Source organism: Paenibacillus sp. FSL H3-0310 (assembly GCF_038002785.1).
Taxonomy (GTDB): domain Bacteria; phylum Bacillota; class Bacilli; order Paenibacillales; family Paenibacillaceae; genus Paenibacillus_AQ; species Paenibacillus_AQ odorifer.
Genome location: NZ_JBBODC010000001.1, coordinates 134,391 through 161,044, shown reverse-complemented (window position 1 = coordinate 161,044; position 26,654 = coordinate 134,391). Strand labels below are relative to the sequence as shown.

Here is a 26,654-nt window from a genome sequence, read left to right as displayed (position 1 = left end):
GACAGCATTCCGCATATATTTTCATTGAACTCTTAAGGAACAAGAAAGGAGAACATCTTATGACTTCTGCTGGACAGGATTCGGCAAACAAAACAAACATCCCCCAGCCCATCCGAAGCGATGGCACAGGGGGATTAGATAAAGGACCCCGCGATGTTATGCGGGATCTTGAGAATCCGGATATGTTCGTACCTCCGGTGACTGATGCGGGCCTGGTTCCCAATTTGAAATTTTCTTTCTCCGACGCGCATATGCAGCTTAATCATGGTGGCTGGTCCAGAGAAGTAACCGTCAGAGAACTCCCTATCGCAACTACACTGGCAGGTGTGAATATGAGCCTGACCCCCGGTGGAGTACGAGAGCTTCACTGGCATCAGCAAGCGGAATGGTCTTATATGCTGTTAGGCCGCGCCCGGATTACTGCTGTGGATCAGAATGGACGGAACTTTATAGCAGATGTAGGACCTGGTGATCTATGGTATTTTCCGCCGGGTATTCCTCACTCTATACAAGGTCTTGAAGAAGGCTGCGAATTTCTCCTTGTCTTCGACGACGGAAGCTTCTCTGATCTGAATACCTTGTCTATTTCCGATTGGTTCGCCCATACGCCCAAAGAGGTACTTTCAGCTAACTTTGGAATACCTGCCGAGGCCTTCGACTCCATCCCCACTGAACAGGTTTACATTTATCAGGATCAAGTTCCCGGCTCATTACAAAGCCAAAAGGTGCAATCGCCATATGGAGAAATTCCACAGAGCTTCAAACATTCGCTGTTGGCACAGCCTCCATTAAAGACTCCTGGCGGGAGCGTCAGAATCGTTGACTCCAGCAACTTTCCGGTCTCCAAGACCGTGGCTGCTGCACTGGTAGAGATTGAACCTGGAGGAATGAGAGAACTCCACTGGCACCCCAACAACGATGAGTGGCAATATTATCTTACCGGAAAAGGACGGATGACTGTGTTTGCCGGAAACGGTGCAGCACGTACCTTTAATTACAGGGCTGGCGATGTTGGGTATGTTCCTTTTGCATTTGGACATTATATTCAGAATACAGGAGAAGAATCGTTGTGGTTCCTCGAAATGTTCAAAAGTGACCGTTTTGCCGACGTCTCTCTGAACCAATGGATGGCTCTCACTCCCCATGAATTGGTTCAAAGTAATTTGAACGTTGGGCCCGAAGTGATCAATGCCTTACGGAAAGTGAAATGGCCAGTGGTGAAATACCCTAAGTTAAAGGAATAGGTTACTTTCTCCCTTTGCTTATTCACCAGTCTCCGCAAATTGTTTGATTCTTTCACCAATCTGGTCACGCACATGCTGGAACACTGCCCACTTCTCTTCATCACTCCCTTGCGCTTTTGCCGGATCATCGAAGCCCCAGTGTTCCCGTTTGACCTGCGGAGGGGTCATTGGACATTTATCCGCAGCATCTCCACATAAGGTAATGACCAGATTCGCATTATTCAGCAGATTAGCATCAATAATATCCGAAGTATGGCCGGAAATATCTATGCCTACTTCGCTCATCGCTTGTACAGCTTTTGGATTTAGACCGTGAGCTTCAATACCTGCACTGTACACACTCCATTCTTCTCCTAGATATTGCTTAGCCCAGCCTTCAGCCATCTGACTTCTGCAGGAATTCCCTGTACATAAAAAATATATCGTTCTCTTGTTCATCTTGATCTTCCCCTGTCCAAATTAGTTAATCAACAACCACATATAAAGACCTAAAAGCGTAATAAATAACGTTGGAATGGTTAAAATAATACCTGTCTTAAAATACGTTCCCCAAGAAATCTTCACGCCTTTAGCCGAAAGTACATGTAGCCACAGTAGTGTGGCGAGTGAGCCAATTGGAGTGATCTTCGGTCCTAAGTCCGAACCTATAACATTCGCATATATTAAAGCCTCTCTAATGATTCCAGTGGTATGCGTCGCATCAATGGCAAGCGCGTCAATCAGAACGGTAGGCAGATTATTCATCAGCGATGAGATCAATGCAGCTATGAAGCCCATACCCATCGTTGCGGCAAATAAGCCCTGATCAGCAATAGACCCAATCATCTTAGCAAGTAAATCCGTCAGCCCAACATTTCGAAGTCCATATACTACGACATACATTCCGATAGAAAAGAACACAATCGCCCAAGGCGCTCCGGTAATCACTTCTTTCACCTTGACGTAAGGGCTTCTTCTCGCGAGAAGCAGGAACAAAATAGCTATGATCCCCGCAACCACAGATACCGGAATACCCAAAAATTCGCTGACAAAATACCCTACCAAAAGAACAGCCAATACAATCCATGACAGCTGGAACATTTTTTTGTCTTTAATCGCCTCATGCGGATCTTTTAGCTGTGAATCGTTAAAATGCTTGGGAATACTTTTGCGAAAAAAGAAATAGAGCACCACGATGCTCGCAACAAGGGAGAACAACGTAGGTATAATCATCTTGCCTGCATACTCCATAAACGTAATTCCGAAAAAATCCGCTGATACGATATTGACCAGATTGCTGACCACGAGCGGCAGTGAGGTGGTATCGGCAATAAAACCGCTGGCGATAATAAACGGAAAGACTTTTTTCTCATCAAAATGCAATGCCCTTACCATCGCAAGCACAATAGGCGTAAGAATCAGAGCCGCTCCATCATTCGCAAAAAATGCAGACACTAACGCACCAAGAACGATGACATACACAAACATTCGTCTGCCATTCCCGCGGGCAGCCCGCGCCATATGTAAAGCAGCCCATTCAAAAAATCCGATTCGATCCAGAATTAAAGAAATCAGAATAATAGCCACAAACGCTAAAGTAGCATTCCACACGATCTGCGTTACATCCAGAACATCATTAAAGCTGACTACCCCAGCTAGCAAAGCTATGATCGCGCCACCGCAGGCTGACCATCCAATCGATAAATTACGGGGCTGCCAGATTACAAGGATTAAAGTTACTAAAAATATAAGGATAGCTACAATAGCCAAAGTGCCATCCTCCTTTTACTGCAAATCCACATCTTTTTCAACACTCCTATATAAGCATGTGACTTCAATCCAACATCATTATATAACTATATGATTATATATAAATCAAAAAAATCCTTACCTGAAATTTAGTCGCAGCATGGCTCTTTAGCCTCTTTATTCAGTTCAGCCAATATCGATTTGGAACTAGGCATCTGTTGAAGAACAGCTTTAAGATGTGGTTTATCCTCGACATTTAACGAATAATGTACCCACTGTCCCCGCTTGCTTTCCCTAACGATTCCTCTACTTTTCAATTTCCGTAAATGCTGGCTAATCGCCGGCTGGGAAATGTCAAAGATATCAACGAATTCACACACGCACCATTCCCGCTCTTTCAGAAGAGAAAGCATTGCCAATCGTGTCTTATCTCCGAACAGCTTCAAGTCTTCAGCAATTTCCATTAGTGTCTGCATTTCCTTCTCTCCTCCTCTCGAAAGTATATAAGCTAATACTTATATTCTAGTGAACTTACCAATCGGAAGCAAGAGTTAATTTTTAGCGGGCTACCGTCCACTCATGCTCCAACATACTGAACATCAAAGAATCCCGCCATCCATCTTTAATAAGCAAAGCATCTCTTAATCTTCCCTCATAAGTCATACCTATCTTGGTGAGTACCTTGGATGATCCGCTATTTCTAGGGTCACAGGTCGCATATATTCGATGTAGTTGCAGTTCTTCAAAGCCAAATTTCAACATTCGTCTGGCCGCTGCTGTAGCGACTCCCTGTCCCCAGGCATCAGGATGGACAATATAGCCGATTTCGCCGCTTCTGTCCGTATGGCTTCTAATATTTAATTCAATCATGCCGATCAAATGTTCAGTTCCTACTGCAACTATGGCTTGCGCGAACCGAGTTCTGGGAACTTTTTGAGAGTCTTCTATTGCTTGGTTCACAAATGAAAGGGTCTGCGTTTGCCTTAAGCTTCAGCCCGTTAACTATTCATAGGGTTGAGAGACAGGGATCCAGACGATAAACTGGGTTCCTTCCCCAACCTTGCTCTCCACTTCTATTTTACAATCATGCATTTTTAGAATTTTTAAAACAATGGATAATCCAAGTCCATTCCCTTTATGAACGCTGCTCCGCGCTTTATCCACCATATAAAAACGATCAAAAATGCGGGGCAATGCTGCCTCTGGTATGCCTTGACCAGAATCTTTAATAGAAACCTTCACAAACGCTATAGAACGCTCGATTTCGACATGAATGATACCCTCTTGGCTTGTATATTTTATAGCATTATTGATAAGGTTTTGCCAGACTTGATCAAACAAATCTTTATCCACCGTAATTTCGCAGGGCAATAAATCTAATTCTATCTGAATGTTTTTCTGTGCCCATTGTGGCTCCGCCAGAACGATCGCTCTTCTTAACTGTTCATCCAGCTGAAAAGTGGTGAGATTAACCGGATGATGTTCTGAATCAAGCGAGGCTAATCTAAGCAGATTGTCACTTAGGCGGGATAAGCGCAGCGTTTCCTGATAAATAATATCCAGATGTTCTTTTTGCTCTTCTACTGGAACGACACCATCTTGCAGCGCTCTAGTAAACCCTCTAATGGACGTAAGCGGAGACTGCATTTCATGAGAGACATTGCTGACAAAATCATCACGAACAGAGTCTATCTTTTGCAGCTCACTAGCCATATGATTAAAGCTTTCCATCAGTTCCCCGAACTCATCTTGATTTTTATGCGTCAAGCGCACAGATAAATCGCCTGATGCCATTTTTTTAGCTGCTTCCGTCAGACGTTTGATAGGCTTAACAATGAATCCGGACATCAAGAGAATCAGTAAACTTCCAATGACTAAAACCGTTAGAAGTGTAAAAAACACGTTGCGTCTGAATGTGATCAAGCTCGACGAAAAATCAATTTTAATGATGAGCGCAGCTTTCTCCTTATCTACGATGGGAATGCCAACAATAGCAACACCAGACTTATCATTAAGCATCACTGCGTCTGTGGAATCTGGCTTAAATAGAGCGGCAACCTTCTCCTTATCCACTGAAAAAACAGCATCACTCCACTCATTCACTCTCACTTTCGCAATATCGACCCCATATTTATTGAGCAGTTTAGTAAATGCCTGTGCTTTTTCCGGATCATCGATTAGGGTAAGCACTTTGGCTACGTCTCCAGCTACTCTAATGAAGATATGGTTTGGGGTCACATTATTTTCGGAAAACCGTACATTTAGCAAAAAAGAGATCATTAAGCTGACGATCACAATCCCAATGAACGTAATGACAATACGCAGACGCAGGCTTTTTTTCAACATTTAGGCCAACTCCAGACGGTATCCAAGTCCTCTTACCGTAGAAATAATTAGCTCGGGAATCGATTCAAGTTTTTCTCTCAGACGTTTGATATGCACATCTACCGTACGCTCGTCGCCTTCATAATCGACACCCCAAATATTTTCTATGAGCTGAGAACGCGTGAATATTTGCCCTGGCGAACCCGCCAGAGCAAATAACAACTCACATTCCTTTTTCTTCAACTCCACCGTTCTCTGAGCCGTAACAACGTTCAAATTCCCCAGATCAATCATCACTGCGCCTAGTTGAATCACACTCGAGGAGGTTAAATGATATCTTTTTAATAGTGATTTTACCCTCAGGACCAATTCAATGGGATCAAACGGTTTGACTAAATAATCATCTGATCCGGCATTAAATCCTCTGACTTTGTCCTTAGATTCTCCTCTAGCTGTAACCATCAGAATTGGAATATCGATATAAGATCGGATATCTTCGGTCAATTCAATACCATCTACATTTGGCATCATCACATCTACAATCACCAAATCGATCTTTGTATGCGCTAGAATGTCTAATGCCTCTTGACCGTCTGCTGCTTCCACTACGTAAAATTGGTTTTTTTCAAGATATAATCGTATTAATCTACGGATATGAGAATCATCATCCGCCACTAGAATCGTGTTCATCTCTCAATTTTCCTCTCCGCTAACCTATTTATTCATATCGTAGAGATTCCATTGGATCCAGTTTGGCAGCCTTAGAGGATGGCATCAAACCGGCGATAATACTAATCAGGGTACTCACAACGATCCCAAATAACACATAATAACCGGATAGATTAATAAGTTTCACTCCAAAAGCATTGTCCAAGAGAATATTTAACACATAACTAATGACAATGGCAAAGAGTACCGCAAAGATACCGCTGAATACACCTAATAAAGCTGATTCAGAAAAGAATATACGTTTGATATCTTTTTTCCTTGCGCCAATTGCCCGAAGAATCCCAATTTCCTTAGTCCGTTCCACTACACTGATATATAGCACAACCAATATCATGATCCCTGATACGAGAAGTGAAATCCCGGCAATACCAGAGAGAACTATAGTAGCCATATTCACATAAGTTGTGATTCGCTCCATGATTTTTGCCGATTGAGAACCTGAGAATCCAGCATCAACAGCGGCTGCATTAATATCATTCACATATTTCATATCGGTTGCAAAAGCATTAACTTGAATTGGACCTATTGTAATCCCCTTGTCAACATACATTTGCTCCAAAGTCTGCGCTGGAAGATAACCCGTGGGTTGCATTTGCGCTCTTGGATCAGTGCTTTCATAAATACCAGAGATAGTGACTTCTTGTTCCAATGTGATCGGTTTATGCTTAGCATCCATTTCATTAATATATAGATAAATCGATTTCCCTACTAAAGACTCTGGACTGTCATTTCCGCTTAATTTACTTGCCGTTTTCACGGGTAATAATATCTCTTTGCCCTCTGGAAAAGCCCCTGCGGTAATCGTCTCTTTAGCAAAAGCATCCGTTAAGGTTGTTAATTGTGTAAGACTAACCGTCTGATCTGCATAAACCATAGTAGATTTGCCCGAAATGGAAGTGATGGTTTCTACATAATCAACATTTGGAATATTTCGGATGGTTTCAATATCGGCAGCCGTAAACGTTTCGCCGGGCAACATCATTGCCTCTGGACCTTGCATGCCTTTAGCTTCTTCACTGGGTTTAGTTATATCCACGAGTAAAGGATCCATACTTGAATTAATTTCGTCATTCATATAGTTCGTAATTCCATTCCCTAAGGAAAGCATCAACAGTACGCTTAAAATACCAATAGACCCACCCAAAGCTACCAATACATTACGTTTGGCGTTGAGTTTCATGTTCTGCAGAGCCATTTTAAAAGATGCAAATAAACTGAGATTCCGGGATGACCCCTCTCCTCCATCGTAACTAATCAAAGAGCGGTCCTTTAACTGAATATCATCTTTAATCCGTCCTTCTTCCACCTTTACGATACGGGTACCAGAGTCGGCTACTTTCTGTGAGTGGGTCACGGTAATGACCAATATCCCTCTTTTGGCTATGCTGTCCAATAAGGCTAAAATTTGATCGCCGGTATCCTTGTCCAAGGCCCCTGTAGGTTCATCTGCCAAAATAATATCAGGATTATTCGCTAGCGCGCGGGCGATGGACACTCTTTGCTTCTGTCCACCGGACAGCTGATTGGGACGTTTTTTCAGGTGCTCTTTCAAGCCTACCTCAGTCAAAATATCTATAGCACGTTTATTACGGTCCTTCTCACTGGTATCCGTCATCTGCATCGCCACTGTAACATTCTCCAAAACTGATAGATGCGGGATCAGATTGAAATTTTGAAAAACGAAACCAATATTGTTCTTACGATAATCATCCATTTCCTTTTCGGTCATCGTGCTTAAATTCTTTCCGCGGACAAGGACCTCGCCCTCATAATCGGAGTCCATTCCCCCAATGATGTTCATCAGTGTGGACTTTCCGCAGCCAGACTCACCTAGAATAGAGACGAATTCACCTGTCTCAAAGCTTAGATTCACATCATGGAGTACTGGTACCTTTTCTTTACCATACAAAGTATATGATTTCTTTACATGTTTAACTTCTAATATTTTCATTTGTTTCTCTTCCTCTCCTGGTCATGCTCTATATCTCTTTTGATGTTTCATATCCTAACAAATTTGTGTGAACTGATAATGAACTGGATAGCCACATGGAAGAGTCAGAGCTACAGCAAATATTTAGGTTAAGCAATATAAAAAGGCGAATTCACACTCAAAATGAGTGGAACTCGCCTTTTCTATTCGACTTATTTTCAAAAGAAATTAGTGCATGAGGTGATAAGCTAATCCTCCAACTTGTTTTCCGGCGTAATAAACGATGTCTATAATCACCACTGTTAATATAAATTTCGAGAGCAGCGGATATTTCTTAAATAAAGGCTTTATATTTTTCTCTATGTACTCCATTCGCGCGCGCCTCCTTTCTTAAGCTAGTGCTCTTTTTCGGATCAGCCTAATCTGGCCTCTATGATTGATTTCATCCTCAAAAACGTGAAACCACATAAAATAGTAGTTCGCAGGTTTGTTATGCCAGAATTCCTCTTCAGTATATAACCAATTATCATCGACGGTTGCGAATAATTCATAAGTCTTTTGTCTAACTTCATTTAGGCGATCTAAATAATAGCTCAGGTCATTCCCCTTAATATTGGCTCGTCCTTCGTCTCCTAAATTTAATGCTGGCCCCCATCTCGTTAGCTCTTCTTCAGACAAATCTCTTTGCTCAAACGTTGCCACTTGATATGCATATTCTACAGCAGCGTAGTGCAATAATAACGCTCCAATAGAGTTACTCTGAGCATCCAATAAATAATCCAGTTGTTCCACAGTTAGACCCTTAACGGCTTCTAATGTTGTATATCTTGCATAGTTCATCATGGATAAAAGTCGGCTGATTTGCGGGGAGTAACCTGGGATATCTGTAATCAAAAATATTTGGTTCATGTCAATCATATGGATGTTCCTCCTTAATTTCTTCAGAATAATACTCTAAATACCTGAATGGTTCAGAATTATGAATTACAGGTAATGACGATCAAGATGCAAAAGTGAGGTGCTTAACACCATGAATAAAACTAACAAAACTATGTATTGGGTTGTATGGGCTTCAACTTAGAAAGTCTCCATCCTAACAAGACCTAGTCGCTTCCCTTCCACTATAGCTTCGGATCTGGAATGTACACTAAGCTTCTCAAAGATTCTCGTCAGGTTATACTCTACAGTCCTTTGTGACATTAAAAGCTTGCTGGCTATGTCTTTATTGCTTTTTCCACTAGCTACTTCTTGGAGTATTTCCTGTTCTCTTTGATTAATGGACACTTCTTCAAACAGCCGATTATCCCGGTGATTAGAAATCTTGATATCATTTCTTCGTAGCTGTTTAAGTAAAGACACCGGAATGACCGCCTCATTCCTTAGTGCACAACGAATGGTATTTAACAACTGTTCTCGGGAAGCTGTTTTAGAGATAAATCCTATGACCCCTGACTCCATCAAAAGATTATAATGAGCACTGATCTCATATCCGGTATAAATCACCACTTTAGATTCAGGATCACGTTGAACGGCTCTTTTGGCGAATTCAAGTCCGCTGATCGTAGGCATGTTGAGGTCGCATAAGATCACATCAAATTCTTGTTGCTCCAGCCTATCCAAAGCTTCCATCGCTGACAAAACAAAAGTAACCTCCATATCCGCGTCCTGCTCAATCATAGTTTTGGTTCCTTCTCCGACAGAAGGATGATCATCAACCAACAAGATACGTATCATCGTCATCGCCTCCTCTGTGCTTTTCTTCTACAAAAGCCATTGTCGGTAAATAAATAATAACCTCCAGTCCCTTCCCTTTCTCCGAGTTAAAAGTGCATTGCCCCTCTAAGCTCGCAACACGTTCTTTGATGCCGGACAGGCCCATATGCTGAAAAGATTCCCTGATATCAACTATATTCATGCCAATCCCATCATCCTTATATCGAAAATAGAGATGCTCTTGCTGGTCCAGCTCAATTTCAATCTGATTCGCCTTGGCATGTTTCCCGGCATTCCGCAGGAGCTCCTGTACTATTCGATACAACGCAATCACCAGGTCATCACTTAGCTCACCAATCGGACTGGATGTAAAAGTGATAATGTAGTTGGACTGCAGCTGGGCATACTCAAACAATAGTTCCAGTGCCTTCACAATTCCGGTCTCTCTTAGCAGCGGTGGACGCAGTTCATTGCAGGTCTCCCTAATCTGATATATCACATCCAGAAGTCCCTCTTTAATCTGAAGCAGCTCTGGCAAAATATCCGCCTCAATATCATGATCGGAGATCAGTGTTTCCAGCTTGCGAAGCCAAATAAGCTGATCCTGAAGAGCAGAATCATGTAAATCCGCCGCCAGCTTTCTGCGTTCTTTCTCTGATAAGTTAAAGATCAGGCGTAGAACCCATGGTGCTGCATGTAGCTCTTTTTTCATCTCTGCTTCAAGGTCTTCAATCAAGCCTTCAATAAGATATAAATTCTCATAGACAATACTCGCATAATTTGCGAGGGTATTTAACCAGTTAAGCTCATCCGAATTAAGCTTTGTATGGTTCTTCTTATGATCAATCCAGAGGAGATGAAATTTTTTTTGGTGACGTCCGATTACGAGTAAGATCCCCTGTTTGAGTTGAACTACTTCTCCTACCTTAAAAACTGGAGATTTCGATACAAATTCTATGTTGATCTCTTGGCCCGAATTGTCGACTATTTGTTCGAGGTTACTCATATCCTCATCTCTCTCAAAAAAAGCAGACCGACTAACCGGTAAAATCTCATTGATTTCCTTGTGAATTGCAGCCTCCAAATCAGCCCGCTTCATAACCTTGGAGATTTGCTTCGAGAATCGCTCCAGACTACCTTGATAATGATAAAGCTCACGGAACAGTTTAGGCCGGAAATAATAATCTATTTTCTCCTTAAAGAATAAAAAGATTGTAATAGATAAATATACAACCAAAAACATCTGAATCCATTTGATCCAATCATACTCTTGCCTGCTCTGAATGATCGCAAGTACGGCTACAATCATTAGTGCGGGAAAAAAAGCAATTAATAAATAATATTTAAACCGATTAAAAGCGAAATCAATATCAAATAGTTGCCTAGCCGTCAGCAGATAAAAATAAGTAACTGGCATCAAAAACAAAAAGATCGTAGTAATTTCGTAAGGAATCAGGTTGACCCCAACAGCAATGGGTGCAGCTGAGAAGAGAACAAACGGTGTAAATGCAAGGATTTGTCCGGTAAGCATAATTTTAAACATCGATTTAAGCGCTGTGCTTCGATAAGTAATGTATAAATATAGCAGCTTAAATATGCTGTAAAAAATCCCGAAAACAAAGAACCCAATAATAATTAACCTTACAAAGGAATACAAGGATCTATCCCAGGAGTAAACCATTAGACTGGAGGTGGAAAATAGGCTTAGTAAAATGACCAGGCCATAGTATATTTTGATTACAGTAGTAGATAGAACTAATACATCAAATCGTTTCAGATATATTTGGAGAAAGTGAATAAAAACCAGTGGAATTAAAGGCAACACGCAACCCATCGCGATTCTACCAATAAGATCAGATCTACTTGAGGCATATCCCGCAAAGTAAGTTATTCCGACTAATAAAAAGAATAAAATCAGCAGCTCTACTGAGCGATCCCCACTTCTCCTGCGGTATAATAGAAGGCTTAACACTGCCAGAAAAACAAATGTCGCTCCAGGGACTACAAGCTGGGTAAACGTATGATAGATGGAGGATTTATTCTCAATATCATAATGCAAAGCAAGTGAAGTCCCCCCTTTGGAGTTACGAAGAAGGTCAACGGATTGAACCTGAGTTAAGCTTCCATATCTCACAGCTTCATCCACTTTATCAATCGGTTTCCCATTAACCCGTAATAAGATATCCCCTTCCCTTAGATTCTGTTTATACCCTTCGCTTGAAACGTCTGCCTCAGCAATATAATATTGCCCTTCTTCATTCTGCTCCAGACCAACGCCAAGCAAGATGTTAGAGTGAATGACCCACACAAAATGAATAATAAGAAAAACAAAAAGGCAAAGTAACCCTGATATGAATAACTGGCGGAGTTTTACTGTCATTTCAAATCCCCCGAACGAACAAAATTATACATATCTCTATTCTTATTTGGTATTCCCCTACCATTTTATATGAATCACACAGGAAATTATATACTTTTATGCATGATATTCCTTCTCCCCTAAATATCCGCATTGAATTATAGCTCTATCCTGGCTTTTTGCTGGTTCACTCTGTGGTTTCGATTCAGAATCCATATAGCTGCGCAGCCATATAAAATCACTGGAACCCAACCACTCTCCCCGCCTACATACTCCAACATAGGTGAAGAACTGACAGTAATATTGTGCAAAACACTATCTACAGCATTATTAGTTCCGTGTAAAAGCACTGCCGGCCAAATACTACCGGAGATCAGACGCAGTTCATTTATAATGATGCCCGCAAACATAACAGATAAGGTAAAGAGCACCACCACGAGCCAGCGGCTTCCAGAGGAATGATAAGCACGCGGCCCAAGAATCGCCGGATAATGCCATATAGCCCAGATTAAGCCCATTGTTACACTAGAACTTACTCTTCCCATCCATTGAAAACGCGGGAGCAGCCAACCCCTCCAACCGATCTCTTCCCCCAAAGCAGATAATGAACCAAGAACAATGTAAACGAGCAAATATATAGCAGTCTTGATCCATGAATCTGGAGAAATTAAGCTTGAGTTCCATCCCATCCAATAGACAGCATATCCAGCTCCCAGTGAACCTAAGGGAATAACTAAAGCCAATATGTATTCTTTGCCTCCCCTAAATTTGAAGCCCAACCTTCTCCATCCCTCAGCACTGTATCCATCTCTCACAATCAGAAACATCATGATACATACTGTGAAAAAAGGAGTAAATCCATACAGACCTTGCGCCGATTCCGGAAGCAGCAACATCCCTAACGCCATTGCCCATACGATAATAATAAATAGAAGAGATTGTTTCTTGTCTGAGAGCAATATTATCACCTACCCTTTTTAGATATAAGGAACTATATCTTCCTATTTAATCCAATTGTATATAACCAGGCAGGACGTTTCACCGAAAACAACGTTCGTTAAAACCACAATTCTTTTGCGGTACTACTTATCTGTATGCCGCAAAGTCTTCAGTAAGGTTGTCCTAAAAATAGTGAAATGGTGAGCGATGTGCGATGTGCGATGTGCGATGTGCGATGTGCGATGTGCAGCGTAAGTGTAAACTAATTAGGGAAATACTCCCTGAAAATAGCCGATTTTGGCTCTAAAAGGACGGAATCAGGGAATTCCTCCCTAATAATCAGGGGGATTTCTTTATTAGTTACTGAATCGGCCAAAATTAAGGGAAGTTTTCCCTAATTATAAGTCTGATGAACAGAAATCTCTGAATTTTAGGGAGAAATTCCCCAATTGCTGTATAAGTGCTTCACTTATTGCATCCTTTGGAGCATCAATAGGTACGCCCCTTGATTCAATTGGTTATCAAATAAAGGATGCTCCACCGTAACATTAGAGATCAGGTGGCTTTACTTTTGCCCCTAATCTACTGAAACAAACAGTAGTTGACCAAAAATGCAAAACAGCGATTCTCCAATATTAGGAGAATCGCTGTTCTGTTTGACTTTTATGGTTTTGGGCATGAACGTTTTGGGGACAGCCTTTTTCTAACTATACGTTATCTTAATAGGTCCACCAGTTACCAGACATAACGATCATCGAAAACAGCTTGATGCTGTCTTCATAGTAATCTTCTGCAGCACTGCTTGCTGTGTGGCTCCAGAGAGAATTCAACCAGCTTTGGTAAGTTGATGAGGTCATCGCACTGACTCCAAATGGAGCATAGAAGGCACCGCTATTGTAACTTCCAAATACGGTTCCGTTTAGCTTATACCCATCTTTTATACTACCAGGTGTACTGCTTACTTTAGTCTTAATCCAGCTATTCATCTTATTGAGCTGCGTAAGCGCCCTGCTGTCTCCAGTAATCAAATAATCTGTTGCGATCCGCCATGGGGTACGACAAGAATTGTAATTGTAATTCCCGTCATTGGCATCCTCAAGGAAATTCGCCGCAGCAGGTTTATACACACCCCCAGAGTAAACTACGAAATCAGGCAACAGCCCAGTGCTAGAGCTATAACCCGTATAAAGGCTATTTATAATCGTGTACGTTTTATCGATAACATTCGTCCAGCGGGTATCTCCTGTAGCCTGTTGGAATGCTTTTAAATGATTTAGCATGAAATCAGAAGGTCTAGTTGCCGTATTATACGAGCCGCTATTCGCCCAGTCACCTAGACGGATCGTCCACTGTGTCTGGTTAATCTCATTGTCCATAATCGCATTAATGATATCTTTTGCAGCTTGTAAATAATTGATCGTACCACTACTTCCCCACTGCTTGTCCGCAAGCAGCAATGAGAACGCTATATCCATATCTCCATCTGTAGCAGAGTCCTCGCCTTCAATATTTTGAAAGCTGCTGTTTTGCTTCCAGGACATCAAATAAGGGTTAATTGCACTTGGGTGAGCCTTGTAATAATTATATAAGCCGTCAAAATAAGTCTGAGCATTGCTGTCATAACCAGCCATCAAAACTGTGAACAACATCCCGTAACCATGTGCTTCAGATACCGTTTCTCCATCTGAATTATACTTAACGTAATATTTGCCAGTGCCAGCTGGTTTGAGATAGGCCGTTTTCCACGCATCCCATTTGGTCTTCACTGAATTATCCATACTGGTCTGGGTTACATTGTTTGGCTTGATAGATCCACTCGTGTAGGTGGAATGTTGCGGAAAAGGTTTGTTCACTGCTGCAAACGCGGAACCGGCAGGAAGAATACTAATTACCAAGCATACGACAATAAGGCTTTTCCAACTCAACCTAAGCTTTGCATCCTTCTTCATCATTCATTGCCTCCTCTTCAATTGTGGTAATAAATTTGAAAGAAAACAGCAAGCTAATTCGTATTCGCTATCATTGTAATACAGAATATGGAATTAATATATAAGCAATTCCATTAATAGATCATTAGTACTATATACCTGAGACTTAGATTTGTTCTCACTCCTCAACTAAAAAAAGGATGGTTCCACAACCAACTTCATTCATGGCTGTGCAAACATCCTTTAGATAAAAATCCATTCGCTATTCTCGTAATTTATTCAATTTGAATCGATACGCAATGTATGGAAGACCCGGAAAGACCAACATACAAAGTGTGACCACTACTAACACCAGGCTGATATTCCTCACGATCTCAGGTAACCATCCATTAACGCCCAAGATCGCTAGGAAGATAAAAGCAATCAAAGCTATAAGCAATGGCAAGGCTACTTTGCCCATCGTTTTCTTTTCACGTTCATATTTGTCAATGAGGGTCCCTGTGTCCGAGTAGATAGGCGCCGTACCTGCAGCTGCCCGAAAGATATGAAACCCATTTCCGGCAGAACAGACATAAGTCCATCCGGCATCTTCAAAAATCAAATAATACTCCTCATCGACATTTGTGTGATAATCTACACTGTACTCAAGATTCTGGGGATCTCCCTTTCTTAACTTATAACCCAAAGGTGCAAAGCTCTCCAGGAGCCAGCCCCCTTTGGCATACTTACTCAATTTCTGCATATCTCCTTTTTCAGTAAAAGCTAAGCCCCCGCTGGTCACATATTTTGTATTCTTCATGCCTATTCCCCACCTTTTATTTGAGAATTTGTTCTGCATGTCTAATCATTTCTTTTCGGCGCTCTACTTCTTTTCTTAGCAATCCAATTCCTTTTTCCGTTGCAATATACGTTTTTCGTTTGTCGTCCTCTTCTTCTTTATACAGCTCAATAAATTCAGCCGCTAACAGCTTCTTAATGGTTGTATACATGGAAGCAGGCCCAATTGAAAATTGATTGTTCGTCATCGTTTCGATTGATTTCATAATCAGATATCCGTGTTTGGCTTCGACTAAAGACAAGAGAATATAAAATGCAGTGTCTGTGAGCTCTCCCATTTCCAATGAGTCCGTTCTTGACACTTAATCACCTCCTCATATGTATCATTAAAAGATATATCATTAAATGAACTATATCTTTTAATGATACACTTGTCAACTGCTGGCATAAAATTCAAACTACCTTCTCATACTAGGTGAAGAATATGGAGGTGAATGTCATGCCCAAAAATAGTGCCAATCCCAAAGAAGCTCCAGGAAAACATCAACCAAGTAAGAAAAACAATGCGGAGAATAACAACAATTTCAATGAAGCCGCTCAGATGGTGAACATCGATAAGGCTGCTGATTATGTGCCCAGCTTAAACGGTGTCTCCAAAACTGATGTTTAAGCTATACCGCTAATAACTTCTTCAATCAAAAAACACTCCTCAGAATTTTCTGAAGGAGTGTTTCAATCCGTGGCAGCTTCATTTCAAGTTCTCTAACTCAGCAGTCACTTTTTCAATTAAGTTCACGAAGGAAGCCAGCTCTTGAGAGCTTTTGACCTGATCCTTGGAATACATGGAGTTATGTTCCGATTCTTTTTTCACCTTGGAAAGGGTGGCATTGATATTGTCGAGTTTCTGGTCAATGGTTACCAGTGAATCCTTTGAGCGACGGGCTAGCTTACGAACTTCATTAGCCACAACTTCAAAACCTCTTCCAAACTCCCCAGCTCTGGCTGCTTCAATAGCCGCATTCAGGCCTAAAAGATGCGTATGATCAGCCACTTCTCTAATCATCGTACCCACTTGATGAATAGACTCCACCTCTTTGTCCAAATATAATACCGTTTGATGCGTTTTCTCTTGATAATCAGCATTTTTACTAGCTAAACTTTCTATCGATTCACTGCTATCCTTTAATTGAACCATCAAAGATACCAGCTCCTGAACGGCTGAACTCACTCCTGTAAGCAGGTGATTTTGCTTCTCCAGCAAGTTTTCTATTTTTGCTTTTTCATCCACTTCATAGGCTTCAAGAACGAGCTGTGAATCGAGATTAAACATCTTGGTTAAGGCATGGATAACAGGCTTCCATTCGTTTGGTAATATCCGTTCAAAATAAGCAGTAGCCAAATCCAGATATAATATGTACGTCCCCAAATACCAATTCGTTGTTAATCCAATACGGGAATGGATTTTCCCGATAAGCAAACGTCTTTCAATAAATGCTTCATCGATCACACCAGCGGCCATAGATAAAAAATACCACTGCTGTGTTTCTTTCAATCGATCCAGTGTACTGTGCTGCTCAATGATGTGGAGCAGCTCTGGCTCCATCGTCATCTGTTTATACAGCTCCTCAACCAATGAGCTAACGATTAAGTTGAATTCTTTCTCCTTGCTTTTTAATAATTCTAAATCAGCCTCAGTAATCCCTATATAGCTAACTTGCTGGAGTCGTTCTGGACTAAGATTGATCATACCGTCGTTAACATCCCTCTCATAACTGTTTATTTTTCTCAGCCATCCCCTATGGCATCTATATCTCTTGATTATAAAGGTATTATTTCAATAAATTTTAACACTATATTTACCTATATTGCTTAATAATTTTACAAAACCTCACTAGTTGCCCTTAGATTTGGCTTCCTATTCATGAATAAAGGGCTGCCGCAGCAGCCCTTTCAGTTTCAAGCTTTAAATTACGCCGCCATTTCACGGCAAACTTTTGCACAAGCTAAGCAAGCTTCTGCACATTGCTGGCAATGTTCATGATCATGCTTTTGGCATTCGTTGCCGCAGGCTTCACAAGCTTCTGCACAAGCTAAACAAATCTCTTTTGCATATTTACTGTTCATCGACATGGCATGAGCTGCAAACTCGCATATATCTGCACATTCACGATCCAGGCGAATGCACTCCTTCATCATCCCCACATGATCCTCATCCAAACAAGCTGAGTAACAGTGATTGCAAGCTATCATACATTTTAAACACTCATCGATACACTCTTTGTAGTTTTGATGTGCCATAACACATTCTCCTCTCAATTCATTAATTAGGATAGTCCCCTACTCTATATATACCCAATTTGAGCAAATAAAAAAGGATTCCGGGGAATCCTTCCGATTGATCAATTATCTAATTAATTTATTGATGGTAACTAATAGTTCATCCAGTACCTCGTTCTCACCTTCCTGGATACGTTCCACTACACAACTTTTCATATGATGCTCCAGCAAAAGCTTGCCCACGCCGTTCAATGCAGATTGGACCGAGGAGATTTGATGCAGCACATCATCACAATAGGTGTCTTTTTCAATTAACCCTTTTAGCCCTCTAACTTGACCTTCAATTCTATTGAGCCGGCTAATCAAATTCTTTTTAGTTTTATCTGAGTGATGACTTTTCCGCTCATCCGTACTGCATGATTCATGCTCGTGAGTCAGATTATCCATGCACCGATCACCCCTTTCCTCGTATTTTTATTATACTATAGCCCCCCTATTCTATTCAAAAAATAAATCATTGATTAGATTTTCAATTCTTCATGAACTATAGCTGAAGTTTCAACCTGAATGGTTGTATGTTGAATTTTGAAATGATCGGCAATTAACCGAATCGCTTGCTGCAAAATGCGTTGGTCATCTGCTTCCTCTTCAATTAAGATATGACAGCTGAGTGAATCTAATCCCGAAGTTATGGTCCAGATATGCAGGTCATGGACATTTTTAACCCCCTCAATGCTTTCGAGGATTTCCTTTACTTCAGCTGGATTAATTGTAATCGGGGTGCCTTCCATAAGGACGTGAACGGTATGTTTGATAATTCCCCATGCCCCTCTAAGAATCAATAGAGCAACCAGTACGCTTATGATTGGATCAGCAACATACCAGCCAAAAATCATCATGATTAAACCGGCAATAATTGCCCCTACTGAACCTAAAGCATCACCAAGCACATGGAGATAAGCACTACGGAGATTAATGTTATTTTTCACATCCCCTTTTCTCATAAGCGACCATGCACTAGCCACATTGGCTAAAAGACCAATACTTGCGATCAGCATCATAGATCCGCTGGCAACTGTCGGCGGCTCAAAAAACCGCCCATAAGCTTCTACAATGATAAATCCAGCAACTACAAATAAAGTAACTCCGTTTAAGAGTGCCGCCAAAATTTCAAATCGATGAAAACCATACGTTTTGTTCGGAGAAGCAGGTTTAGTTGCAAACCAGACCGCTACTAGGCTTAATGCTAGAGAGCTTGCATCGTTTAGCATATGCCCACTGTCCGATAACAGGGCTAAGCTGTTAGTAATCAACCCACCAAAAAACTCCAAAAACATAATTCCAACCGTAATGATCAACGCAATCAAAAGCCCTTTTTTATTTCCACTAGGATCAAAATGTTGATGCCCGTGAGAGCCATGGGAGTGACTGTGTCCTTCATGAGCGTGACTGTGTCCTTCATGAGCGTGGTCGTGGTTACTGTGATCGTGATTGGACTGTTGCCCGTGTACATTCTCGACCTGATGATTGCGTTTGTTCTTCTTGTTCATCATGCTTAACCTCCTATTACCTTCAGCTAGATAGTATTCGTAGCCCTGCGCAGTTACATTCAAAAGCTCCAGTTAATAATAACATATGAGCATGTGTTCATATGTTATTATTAACTGGATTTTTCTTCTTGTCAATAAAAAAGCAACAAATGATTGTCTCTGACCTAATAAAATAAAGAGGACCCTCCGCAGCTCTTCCTGCATGAAGGATCCTCTCGAATCAGAACCGTGTATTAAATCAAATCTGATTGTTGCAGCAATCTTTGGATGATAGCCGCAACTTCTGCTCTCGTAATGAAGGCTTGTGGGGCAAGTACATTTCCGCTTCTGCCCGTGATGATTCCTGCTTGCAGGCTGTCTGCGATGCCACTCTTCGCCCAGTCTGATGCTTCATTCGCATCCGTGTAAATGCTCAGCAGCTCGCTTGCTTCTTTGGCCGGAAGATTTGTCTTCAAATCGGTAATCACCATAGCTTTAGCAATAATACTCATCGCCTGTTCCCGAGTAATCTTGTCTGTTGGATGGAACGTTCCATCTTCAAAACCGTTGATTAGCTTATAGGAGTAAGCTGTCTGCACAGCATCATTATACCAATCTGAGACCTTTACATCCGTAAAGGATGTTGTCCCGCTTTCCAACTTCAATCCCAATCCACGTACGATAATCGCCGCAAATTCTGCACGTGTAATCTCCAGATTAGGGTTAAACAAATCGTCGCCGACTCCATTAATAACCTTACGGGAAGCCATCTCATTGACAATGTCCTTAGCCCAGTGGGTGGCGACATCCTTGAAGTTCTGTGGATCTTGAACTACAAAATACGTACTGTTCGTTAAACTGTGTATTTTCGCAAAGTGTTTGCCATCAATGGCAACAATCTGTGTGGGTACATGGCGGAACGTCCCCCCCGCTTCAAGCACTAGCCCAGTCGTGATCTTCTTAAGGTCTACACCATCTGCTAGAGGAATAGTTCTTTCCACATAGGTATTAAACTTAGTGAGTTCAACAGTTTTCCCAGCGTAAGTAACCTTCACCGTGAAATCTAATGGCTGAGCTACCAACGTTAGCTTTTCATTGGCTGCCAACATTTCTATTCTTTTCAGTGCATCCGCAGTCGGAACAGAAATTGAAATTTGCACCTTCACATCTTGTAGAGCAATGTCTGTGCCAAACTGTTTTGAAATTGCACTGATATCAATCTGTGCTGCTGATATTGTATAAGTACCTTTTGGAGTACGAATGATTAGCAGCGCCTGCTTCTGCTCCATATCTTTGATGATTTGGCCATTAAGCTCGCCAATAATCACATCTGAAGTCGCAGTCACAGGGATAGTTATAATTGCATTCTGGTCTTCCTTTTCGATACGTTGCTCTATTTTTGCCTGATCTACAACAATCGTGGTAACCGTCTGCCCGTTATACTCAGATATCGTTGCTGTTCCGGCATTTTCAACCTTACCGTTCACCAATACCTCAACCATGCTGCTAGATGGTGTAGCTGTAGCTGTAGCAGTGGATCCTGCTGTTGCAGTTGGTGCAGTTGTTGAAGGTGGTGCAGTCGGTGTTGATGTCGGTGATTCTGTTGGCGTTGGCGTTGGTGTTGGCGGTGTAGGTGTAACCTCAACCTCCGTTGATGACTTCGGTGTCACGGAGTTCGAAACTTCAGAAGCTACACTACTACCAGCGCTATTAATCGCTTTAACTGTAAACGAATAAGTGGTTCCATTCGCTAGACCAGTTACCTTTATTGGACTTGTTGCCCCAACCGTTACGATATTACCCGGAGAAGCAGTTACCTCATAATTCGTAATTGGAGTTCCCCCGTTCGAATCAGGAACTGCAAATGTCACAGTCACCTCGCCATCTCCCGCTACCGCTATTAAGTCCGTAGGTGCAGATGGTGATGTTCTTGGTTTCGTGCTGACTTCGTTAGAAGCTGCACTCTCCCCGCCCGGATTAGATGCCTTAACTACGAAATAATAAGATTGGCCATTAGTTAACCCTGTCACATCATAGTTGTAGACAGATTCGCTTACTGTAGCCACTTGGGTCTCATAGATTCCAGAAGTGATACCTTGATATATAGTGTATCCAATCGCACCCTTCACCGGATCCCATGTTAAGCCGATGAGGCCATTACTTGCCACAGGTGAATGAAGTATTGGCGCGCCCGGCGCTGGAACCTGAGGCGTTCTAGTTACTTCATTGGAAGCCGCACTGATACCATCAGGATTAACAGCTTTAACAATAAAATAATAAGCAGTTCCATTAATTAATCCTACAGCATCGTAACTGTTCTCAGAGCCACTTATAGTAGCTACCTCAGCTCCATAAACACCTGAAGCTGTAGACTGATATACAGCGTAACTATCGGTACCATATACGGGACTCCAAGTAATACGAATATGTCCGTTTCCTGCTGTTACAGACTCAATACTTGGCGCAGCAAGTTCAGGCCAGGTAAGGTCAATAACTGCACTAGTGATCTCTGTAAGACCTGTCGCATCAAATACCAGTTGCGCTCCGGTGATTCCAGCTGCATTCGTAGCTCCCAGATCCGTAAAGGAAATGACACCCGCTACTGCCATCAACATCGTATTCCCCGTCAACGTCCAGCTTCCAGTGTCCTTCTTCGACACAGTAACAACCGTACTGTTGTCGCCAAGGTTTACATTCCCAAACTGATCCAGCAAAGTAATTACTGGCTGCTGCGCGAAGCTACCGCCATTGGCTTGCGGGGCACTTACGCCCGTGGTCAGCTTCATTATCGCTGTGCTACCTGCGACAGGTGTAACGTTCAGCGCCGTTGCCGCTGGCGTGGCTATGCCTGCTTGGCTGAACACAACCGCTTGCGCGCCAGCTTTGTTCAGCTTCAGGTTCACCTGTGCTACACCCTCAACGAAATCAACGTTGATCTTGCTCGGTGAAGCTGCCAAAGCGGTACTTCCTAAGCTTCCGTACGTTCCGTCCGGCGCAACATCATAACCCGCTACCGTCACTTCTTTCGTTCCGGTGAACGTTGCATCCGTATCGCCCAGCGAATTTTTCACAGTCAGCGTAATGCCATTATCTACACCTACGACAGGTGTCAACGTCGCCGCTGAGGCAGTGATGCTTTGCGCTCCCTGTGGCTCTGGAAGATTCAACGCTACACTAGTGATCTGTGGAAGTCCTGTCGCATCAAATGCCAGTTGGGCTCCGGTGATTCCAGTGGCATTCGTAGCTCCTAGATCCGTAAAGGAAATGACACCTGCTACTGCCGTCAACGTCGTATTCCCCGTCAACGTCCAGCTTCCTGTGTCCTTCTTCGACACAGTAACAACCGTACTGTTGTCGCCAATGTTTACATTCCCAAACTGATCCAGCAAAGTAATTACTGGTTGCTGCGCGAAGCTGCCGCCATTAGCTTGCGGAGCACTTACGCCTGTGGTCAGCTTCATTGTCGCTGTGCTGCCTGCGACAGGTGTAATGTTCAGCGCTGTTGCTGCTGGCGTGGCTACGCCTGCTTGGCTGAACACAACCGCTTGCGCGCCAGCTTTGTTCAGCTTCAGGTTCACCTGAGCTACACCCGCAACGAAATCAACGTTGATCTTGCTCGGTGAAGCTACCAAAGCGTTGATTCCTAAGCTTCCGTACGTTCCGTCCGGCGCAACATCATAACCCGCTACCGTCACTTCTTTCGTTCCGGTGAACGTTGCATCCGTATCGCCCAGCGAATTTTTCACGGTCAGCGTAATGCCATTATCTACACCTACGACAGGTGTCAACGTCGCCGCTGAGGCGGTGATGATTTGGGCTCCCTGTGGCTCTGGAAGATTCAACGCTACACTAGTGATCTGTGGAAGTCCTGTCGCATCAAATGCCAGTTGGGCTCCGGTGATTCCAGCTGCATTCGTAGCTCCCAGATCCGTAAAGGAAATGACACCCGCTACTGCCGTCAACGTCGTATTCCCCGTCAACATCCAGCTTCCTGCATCCTTCTTCGAAACAGTAACAATCGTACTGTTGTCGCCAAGGTTTACATTCCCAAACTGATCCAGTAAAGCAATTACTGGCTGCTGCGCGAAGCTGCCGCCATTGGCTTGCGGGGCACTTACGCCCGTGGTCAGCTTCATTGTCGCTGTGCTGCCTGCGACAGGTGTAATGTTCAGCGCTGTTGCTGCTGGCGTGGCTACGCCTGCTTGGCTGAACACAACCGCTTGCGCGCCAGCTTTGTTCAGCTTCAGGTTCACCTGAGCTACACCCGCAACGAAATCAACGTTGATCTTGCTCGCTGAAGCCGCTAAAGCGGTACTTCCTAAGCTTCCGTACGTTCCGTCCGGCGCAACACCATAACCCGTTACCGTCACTTCTTTTGATCCGGTGAACGTTGTATCCGTATCGCCCAGCGAATTTTTCACGGTCAGCGTAATCCCATTATCTACACCTACGACAGGTGTCAACGTCGCCGCTGAGGCGGTGATGCTTTGTGCTCCCTGTGGCTGTGGAAGATTCACGGTAGCGCTAGTGATCTGTGGAAGACCTGTCGCATCAAATGCCAGTTGCGCTCCGGTGATTCCAGTGGCATTCGTTGCTCCCAGATCCGTAAAGGAAATAAAGCCCGCTACTGCCGTCAACGTCGTATTCCCCGTCAACGTCCAGCTTCCAGTGTCCTTCTTCGACACAGTAACAACCGTACTGTTGTCGCCAAGGTTTACATTCCCAAACTGATCCAGCAAAGTAATTACTGGTTGCTGCGCGAAGCTGCCGCCGTTAGCCTGCGGCGCACTTACGCCCGTAGTCAGCTTCATTGTCGCTGTGCTACCTGCGACAGGTGCAATGTTCAGCGCCGTTGCCGCTGGCGTGGCTATGCCTGCTTGGCTGAACACAACCGCTTGCGCGCCAGCTTTGTTCAGCTTCAGGTTCACCTGTACTACACCCGCAACGAAATCAACGTTGATCTTGCTCGCTGAAGCCGCTAAAGCGGTACTTCCTAAGCTTCCGTACGTTCCGTCCGGCGCAACATCATAACCCGCTACCGTCACTTCTTTCGTTCCGGTGAACGTTGCATCCGTATCGCCCAGCGAGTTCTTCACAGTCAGCGTAATGCCATTATCTACACCTACGACAGGTGTCAACGTCGCCGCTGAAGCGGTGATGCTATATGCAAGAGTAGGTCCTAGGTTCAGGGTCATTTTAGTGAAATAATCCCCCACGACCTTAAAGTTAGTACCATCGTAAATAATGCCATTAAGATTAGAGGTAAGATCAGATGTTTCCTGAGTCCACGTGGATCCGTCTGCCGAAGAGAATAACTCCCCCTTCAATCCAACAGCCAGAAAACTCCCATTACCAAAGCTGATATTATTTAGTGCGCTAGCTGATATTGTAACCTTCGTAAAAGTTACCAAATCTTCTGTGGTTAGAATTACTGCCTGCTGGCTAAGTGTATCTTCTCCAACCAGAATATAAGCTCTACCATCATAGGCAATTCCCTTTAAAGAAGTATTGGGGAACCCAATCTCTAAGGGCACATTCCACTGTATTCCATCTGATGATTTTGCGATAACAACGCTCTCTTGCTCATAAGTAGTACTATTGTATTTCATCCCAAGAGCTACAAATTGATTATTCAAGTAAGCTACTGTATTAAATGCAAAATCCCCATTTTTAAATCTCTCTGTCCATGAGGTTCCGTTAACTGAAGAATAAATTCCGCCATAATCGGAAACAGCAACGTACTGATTTGTGCCAAAAGCAACGCCAGTCAGATTGTCCTGCACTCCGGTATCTGTCATAGTCCAAGTATCACCGTTGGTCGAGGTCACCACTTTGGCGTTAAGATTGTAGTTTTCTTTATCTGTAACCGCAATAAACTTCCCTGCTCCATAAGTGACCGCATTCATTCCCGGCAGCTTGGAGGGTGTGACATCGTTCCATACTGCGGAGCTATTAGATTTGTAAATAGAGCCATATTCCCCGGATGAGACGGCAACATAATTGCCATTACCATCCTTAGCAATACTTTTCAGATTACCGCTGACATTACTCCACGCCGATAGGTCAGAAGAAACCAGTAAGCCGTTGCCCCCTGAAGCAACATATTTTCCAATTCCGTAAACCATATTGTTCATCATCATTGTTGTATGGGTATCCGAAGATGTCCACTGGGTGCTGTCCAGCGGAGCCGCAGAAGATTTATAAATTACACCCTGCCCAAACAACAAATAGCTCCCATTTAAAGAACCTCCCCCATAAAATTGCTTGTTATCCCATGAGGCATCAACGGTCCAATTAGCACCGTCTGTAGAGGTGAATACTTTTTTAGCATACGGAGTCACGATATAACTAAAGAAACGATTATTTAAATAGATTACATTCGTAACATAAGGCCAACTAGAGTTATAGTGGTTGATCACAAGATCGGTTAAGGTGACCGTTGTCCAATTGATCAGATTCGTTGAGGTATAATAGACAGCATTGTTAGCAGAGACGACATATTTGTTGTTGCCATAAGCAATATCCGTTAAGCTTTGCATTCCGAATATTGCATTGGTAGAAGTGATTCCTGTGTCTGTCCAGTTAATGCCATCCGAGGATTGTAGTAGAGTTACATCATAAGAAGGTGGATTGGTGCCAGGTTTATATACTGACTGCCATACAAAGAACTTTTCATTGACCGCTTTCAACCTTTCCGGTGTGATAGCTAACGTTTTTTTTGTCCAATTTTCACCATCGAGTGAATTGTAAACTGCCTTTTCGCTACCATCAATAGCTAAGAACAGCCCATTAGCGAACACAATAGAAGTTAGTTTGGGGTTCCCCGCCTTTTTTGAGATAGACCAATCTACGCCATTTGATGATGTAGATATCCCTCCTTGGCCCACCGCTACAAAAACATTGTTACCAAAAGCAACACTGCTCAAATTTCCAGCTGATGTGGAGCTTTGATCTATGATATTGCTATTGCTATTGCTGGGTGCTGCATAAATTACTGCAGGCATAAACAGAGAACTGACGATAGAGAATACTAAACTTATTGCTAATAAAAGATTGCCACTCCGCTTAATCACAATTTTCCCCCTTTGGCATTACACCAAAATATAAATACTTCCACCATATGGAGATTAGATGTCTTTTCTAAGATTTGTAGCCATTTGGTTTGATTTTTATATC

General features: G+C 42.8%; 22 protein-coding genes. 2 read left to right on the top strand and 20 right to left on the bottom strand.

All coding sequences use genetic code 11. The features are described from left to right. The first annotated feature begins 59 nt into the window (after nucleotides 1–59). Nucleotides 60–1,244 carry an oxalate decarboxylase family bicupin gene (locus tag MHH63_RS00905; protein ID WP_076128773.1) on the top strand — a complete coding sequence of 395 codons (1,185 nt, stop codon included), beginning with the start codon at nucleotides 60–62 and terminating at the stop codon, nucleotides 1,242–1,244. 18 nt (nucleotides 1,245–1,262) lie between these two features. Here MHH63_RS00905 and arsC read toward each other — a convergent pair whose 3' ends face one another. The 15 genes from arsC to MHH63_RS00830 form a co-directional block, all read right to left on the bottom strand. Beyond that, nucleotides 1,263–1,682 (bottom strand): arsenate reductase (thioredoxin), encoded by a 420-nt coding sequence (gene arsC / locus MHH63_RS00900; protein ID WP_341171129.1) that lies wholly within the window; start codon nucleotides 1,680–1,682, stop codon nucleotides 1,263–1,265. Nucleotides 1,683–1,703: 21 nt separating this feature from the next. Further along, on the bottom strand, nucleotides 1,704–2,993 hold the full coding sequence (locus MHH63_RS00895) for an arsenic transporter (RefSeq protein WP_076128777.1): 1,290 nt from the start codon (nucleotides 2,991–2,993) through the stop codon (nucleotides 1,704–1,706). A 128-nt stretch (nucleotides 2,994–3,121) separates the two neighbouring features. Continuing rightward, complete coding sequence (locus MHH63_RS00890; RefSeq protein ID WP_076185465.1) at nucleotides 3,122–3,448, bottom strand: ArsR/SmtB family transcription factor; 327 nt, start codon at nucleotides 3,446–3,448, stop codon at nucleotides 3,122–3,124. 82 nt (nucleotides 3,449–3,530) lie between these two features. Beyond that, nucleotides 3,531–3,932 (bottom strand): GNAT family N-acetyltransferase, encoded by a 402-nt coding sequence (locus tag MHH63_RS00885; RefSeq protein ID WP_339188563.1) that lies wholly within the window; start codon nucleotides 3,930–3,932, stop codon nucleotides 3,531–3,533. Between the two features lie 42 nt (nucleotides 3,933–3,974). Further along, a complete protein-coding gene (locus tag MHH63_RS00880; RefSeq protein ID WP_076219256.1) occupies nucleotides 3,975–5,318 on the bottom strand; it encodes a sensor histidine kinase in 1,344 nt (447 codons plus the stop codon). Beyond that, complete coding sequence (locus tag MHH63_RS00875) at nucleotides 5,319–5,987, bottom strand: response regulator transcription factor (RefSeq protein ID WP_341171128.1); 669 nt, start codon at nucleotides 5,985–5,987, stop codon at nucleotides 5,319–5,321. Nucleotides 5,988–6,015: 28 nt separating this feature from the next. Continuing rightward, complete coding sequence (locus MHH63_RS00870) at nucleotides 6,016–7,977, bottom strand: ABC transporter ATP-binding protein/permease (RefSeq protein WP_076128781.1); 1,962 nt, start codon at nucleotides 7,975–7,977, stop codon at nucleotides 6,016–6,018. Nucleotides 7,978–8,184: 207 nt separating this feature from the next. Then, the gene (locus MHH63_RS00865) at nucleotides 8,185–8,328 is read right to left on the bottom strand and encodes a hypothetical protein (RefSeq protein ID WP_175620025.1); all 144 of its coding nucleotides are present in this window, start codon (nucleotides 8,326–8,328) and stop codon (nucleotides 8,185–8,187) included. Between the two features lie 18 nt (nucleotides 8,329–8,346). After that, the gene (locus MHH63_RS00860; protein WP_076128815.1) at nucleotides 8,347–8,865 is read right to left on the bottom strand and encodes a DinB family protein; all 519 of its coding nucleotides are present in this window, start codon (nucleotides 8,863–8,865) and stop codon (nucleotides 8,347–8,349) included. 168 nt (nucleotides 8,866–9,033) lie between these two features. After that, nucleotides 9,034–9,690: a response regulator transcription factor gene (locus MHH63_RS00855; RefSeq protein ID WP_341171127.1), complete on the bottom strand. Its 657-nt coding sequence runs from the start codon at nucleotides 9,688–9,690 to the stop codon at nucleotides 9,034–9,036. Continuing rightward, nucleotides 9,668–12,049 carry an ATP-binding protein gene (locus MHH63_RS00850; protein ID WP_341171126.1) on the bottom strand — a complete coding sequence of 794 codons (2,382 nt, stop codon included), beginning with the start codon at nucleotides 12,047–12,049 and terminating at the stop codon, nucleotides 9,668–9,670. Before MHH63_RS00850 ends, MHH63_RS00855 begins: the two co-directional genes overlap by 23 nt. Nucleotides 12,050–12,186: 137 nt before the next feature. After that, nucleotides 12,187–12,996, bottom strand: coding sequence for a CPBP family intramembrane glutamic endopeptidase (locus MHH63_RS00845; RefSeq protein ID WP_341171125.1), 810 nt, complete (start codon nucleotides 12,994–12,996; stop codon nucleotides 12,187–12,189). A 690-nt stretch (nucleotides 12,997–13,686) separates the two neighbouring features. Next, nucleotides 13,687–14,919: a glycosyl hydrolase family 8 gene (locus MHH63_RS00840; protein ID WP_256717231.1), complete on the bottom strand. Its 1,233-nt coding sequence runs from the start codon at nucleotides 14,917–14,919 to the stop codon at nucleotides 13,687–13,689. Nucleotides 14,920–15,157: 238 nt separating this feature from the next. Then, complete coding sequence (locus tag MHH63_RS00835; RefSeq protein ID WP_076185471.1) at nucleotides 15,158–15,694, bottom strand: DUF2812 domain-containing protein; 537 nt, start codon at nucleotides 15,692–15,694, stop codon at nucleotides 15,158–15,160. Nucleotides 15,695–15,710: 16 nt separating this feature from the next. Then, the gene (locus MHH63_RS00830; RefSeq protein ID WP_036681391.1) at nucleotides 15,711–16,034 is read right to left on the bottom strand and encodes a PadR family transcriptional regulator; all 324 of its coding nucleotides are present in this window, start codon (nucleotides 16,032–16,034) and stop codon (nucleotides 15,711–15,713) included. 137 nt (nucleotides 16,035–16,171) lie between these two features. On the opposite strand from MHH63_RS00830, the gene MHH63_RS00825 reads away from it, so the two are divergent. Then, the gene (locus tag MHH63_RS00825; RefSeq protein ID WP_155288200.1) at nucleotides 16,172–16,342 is read left to right on the top strand and encodes a hypothetical protein; all 171 of its coding nucleotides are present in this window, start codon (nucleotides 16,172–16,174) and stop codon (nucleotides 16,340–16,342) included. 78 nt (nucleotides 16,343–16,420) lie between these two features. Here MHH63_RS00825 and MHH63_RS00820 read toward each other — a convergent pair whose 3' ends face one another. The 5 genes from MHH63_RS00820 to MHH63_RS00800 all read right to left on the bottom strand — a co-directional run bounded on the left by MHH63_RS00820 (nucleotide 16,421) and on the right by MHH63_RS00800 (nucleotide 26,551). Next, a complete protein-coding gene (locus MHH63_RS00820) occupies nucleotides 16,421–17,419 on the bottom strand; it encodes a globin-coupled sensor protein (RefSeq protein WP_076128790.1) in 999 nt (332 codons plus the stop codon). A 221-nt stretch (nucleotides 17,420–17,640) separates the two neighbouring features. Beyond that, a complete protein-coding gene (locus MHH63_RS00815; RefSeq protein ID WP_076193614.1) occupies nucleotides 17,641–17,970 on the bottom strand; it encodes a four-helix bundle copper-binding protein in 330 nt (109 codons plus the stop codon). A 105-nt stretch (nucleotides 17,971–18,075) separates the two neighbouring features. Then, entirely contained in the window at nucleotides 18,076–18,396 is a 321-nt protein-coding gene (locus tag MHH63_RS00810; protein WP_076128794.1) for a metal-sensitive transcriptional regulator, read from the bottom strand. Nucleotides 18,397–18,470: 74 nt separating this feature from the next. Continuing rightward, nucleotides 18,471–19,502, bottom strand: a complete 1,032-nt coding sequence (locus MHH63_RS00805) for a cation diffusion facilitator family transporter (RefSeq protein ID WP_081390592.1) — start codon at nucleotides 19,500–19,502, stop codon at nucleotides 18,471–18,473. A gap of 230 nt (nucleotides 19,503–19,732) precedes the next feature. Continuing rightward, complete coding sequence (locus tag MHH63_RS00800; RefSeq protein WP_341171124.1) at nucleotides 19,733–26,551, bottom strand: S-layer homology domain-containing protein; 6,819 nt, start codon at nucleotides 26,549–26,551, stop codon at nucleotides 19,733–19,735. Nucleotides 26,552–26,654: the final 103 nt, after the last annotated feature.

Coding starts and splice junctions, on each gene's coding strand:
- MHH63_RS00905 (WP_076128773.1), top strand. CDS start 60: ATGACTTCTGCTGGACAGGATTCGGCAAACAAAACAAACATCCCCCAG.
- arsC (WP_341171129.1), bottom strand. CDS start 1,682: ATGAACAAGAGAACGATATATTTTTTATGTACAGGGAATTCCTGCAGA.
- MHH63_RS00890 (WP_076185465.1), bottom strand. CDS start 3,448: ATGCAGACACTAATGGAAATTGCTGAAGACTTGAAGCTGTTCGGAGAT.
- MHH63_RS00880 (WP_076219256.1), bottom strand. CDS start 5,318: ATGTTGAAAAAAAGCCTGCGTCTGCGTATTGTCATTACGTTCATTGGG.
- MHH63_RS00875 (WP_341171128.1), bottom strand. CDS start 5,987: ATGAACACGATTCTAGTGGCGGATGATGATTCTCATATCCGTAGATTA.
- MHH63_RS00870 (WP_076128781.1), bottom strand. CDS start 7,977: ATGAAAATATTAGAAGTTAAACATGTAAAGAAATCATATACTTTGTAT.
- MHH63_RS00865 (WP_175620025.1), bottom strand. CDS start 8,328: ATGGAGTACATAGAGAAAAATATAAAGCCTTTATTTAAGAAATATCCG.
- MHH63_RS00860 (WP_076128815.1), bottom strand. CDS start 8,865: ATGAACCAAATATTTTTGATTACAGATATCCCAGGTTACTCCCCGCAA.
- MHH63_RS00855 (WP_341171127.1), bottom strand. CDS start 9,690: ATGATACGTATCTTGTTGGTTGATGATCATCCTTCTGTCGGAGAAGGA.
- MHH63_RS00850 (WP_341171126.1), bottom strand. CDS start 12,049: ATGACAGTAAAACTCCGCCAGTTATTCATATCAGGGTTACTTTGCCTT.
- MHH63_RS00840 (WP_256717231.1), bottom strand. CDS start 14,919: ATGATGAAGAAGGATGCAAAGCTTAGGTTGAGTTGGAAAAGCCTTATT.
- MHH63_RS00835 (WP_076185471.1), bottom strand. CDS start 15,694: ATGAAGAATACAAAATATGTGACCAGCGGGGGCTTAGCTTTTACTGAA.
- MHH63_RS00825 (WP_155288200.1), top strand. CDS start 16,172: ATGCCCAAAAATAGTGCCAATCCCAAAGAAGCTCCAGGAAAACATCAA.
- MHH63_RS00820 (WP_076128790.1), bottom strand. CDS start 17,419: ATGATCAATCTTAGTCCAGAACGACTCCAGCAAGTTAGCTATATAGGG.
- MHH63_RS00815 (WP_076193614.1), bottom strand. CDS start 17,970: ATGGCACATCAAAACTACAAAGAGTGTATCGATGAGTGTTTAAAATGT.
- MHH63_RS00810 (WP_076128794.1), bottom strand. CDS start 18,396: ATGGATAATCTGACTCACGAGCATGAATCATGCAGTACGGATGAGCGG.
- MHH63_RS00805 (WP_081390592.1), bottom strand. CDS start 19,502: ATGATGAACAAGAAGAACAAACGCAATCATCAGGTCGAGAATGTACAC.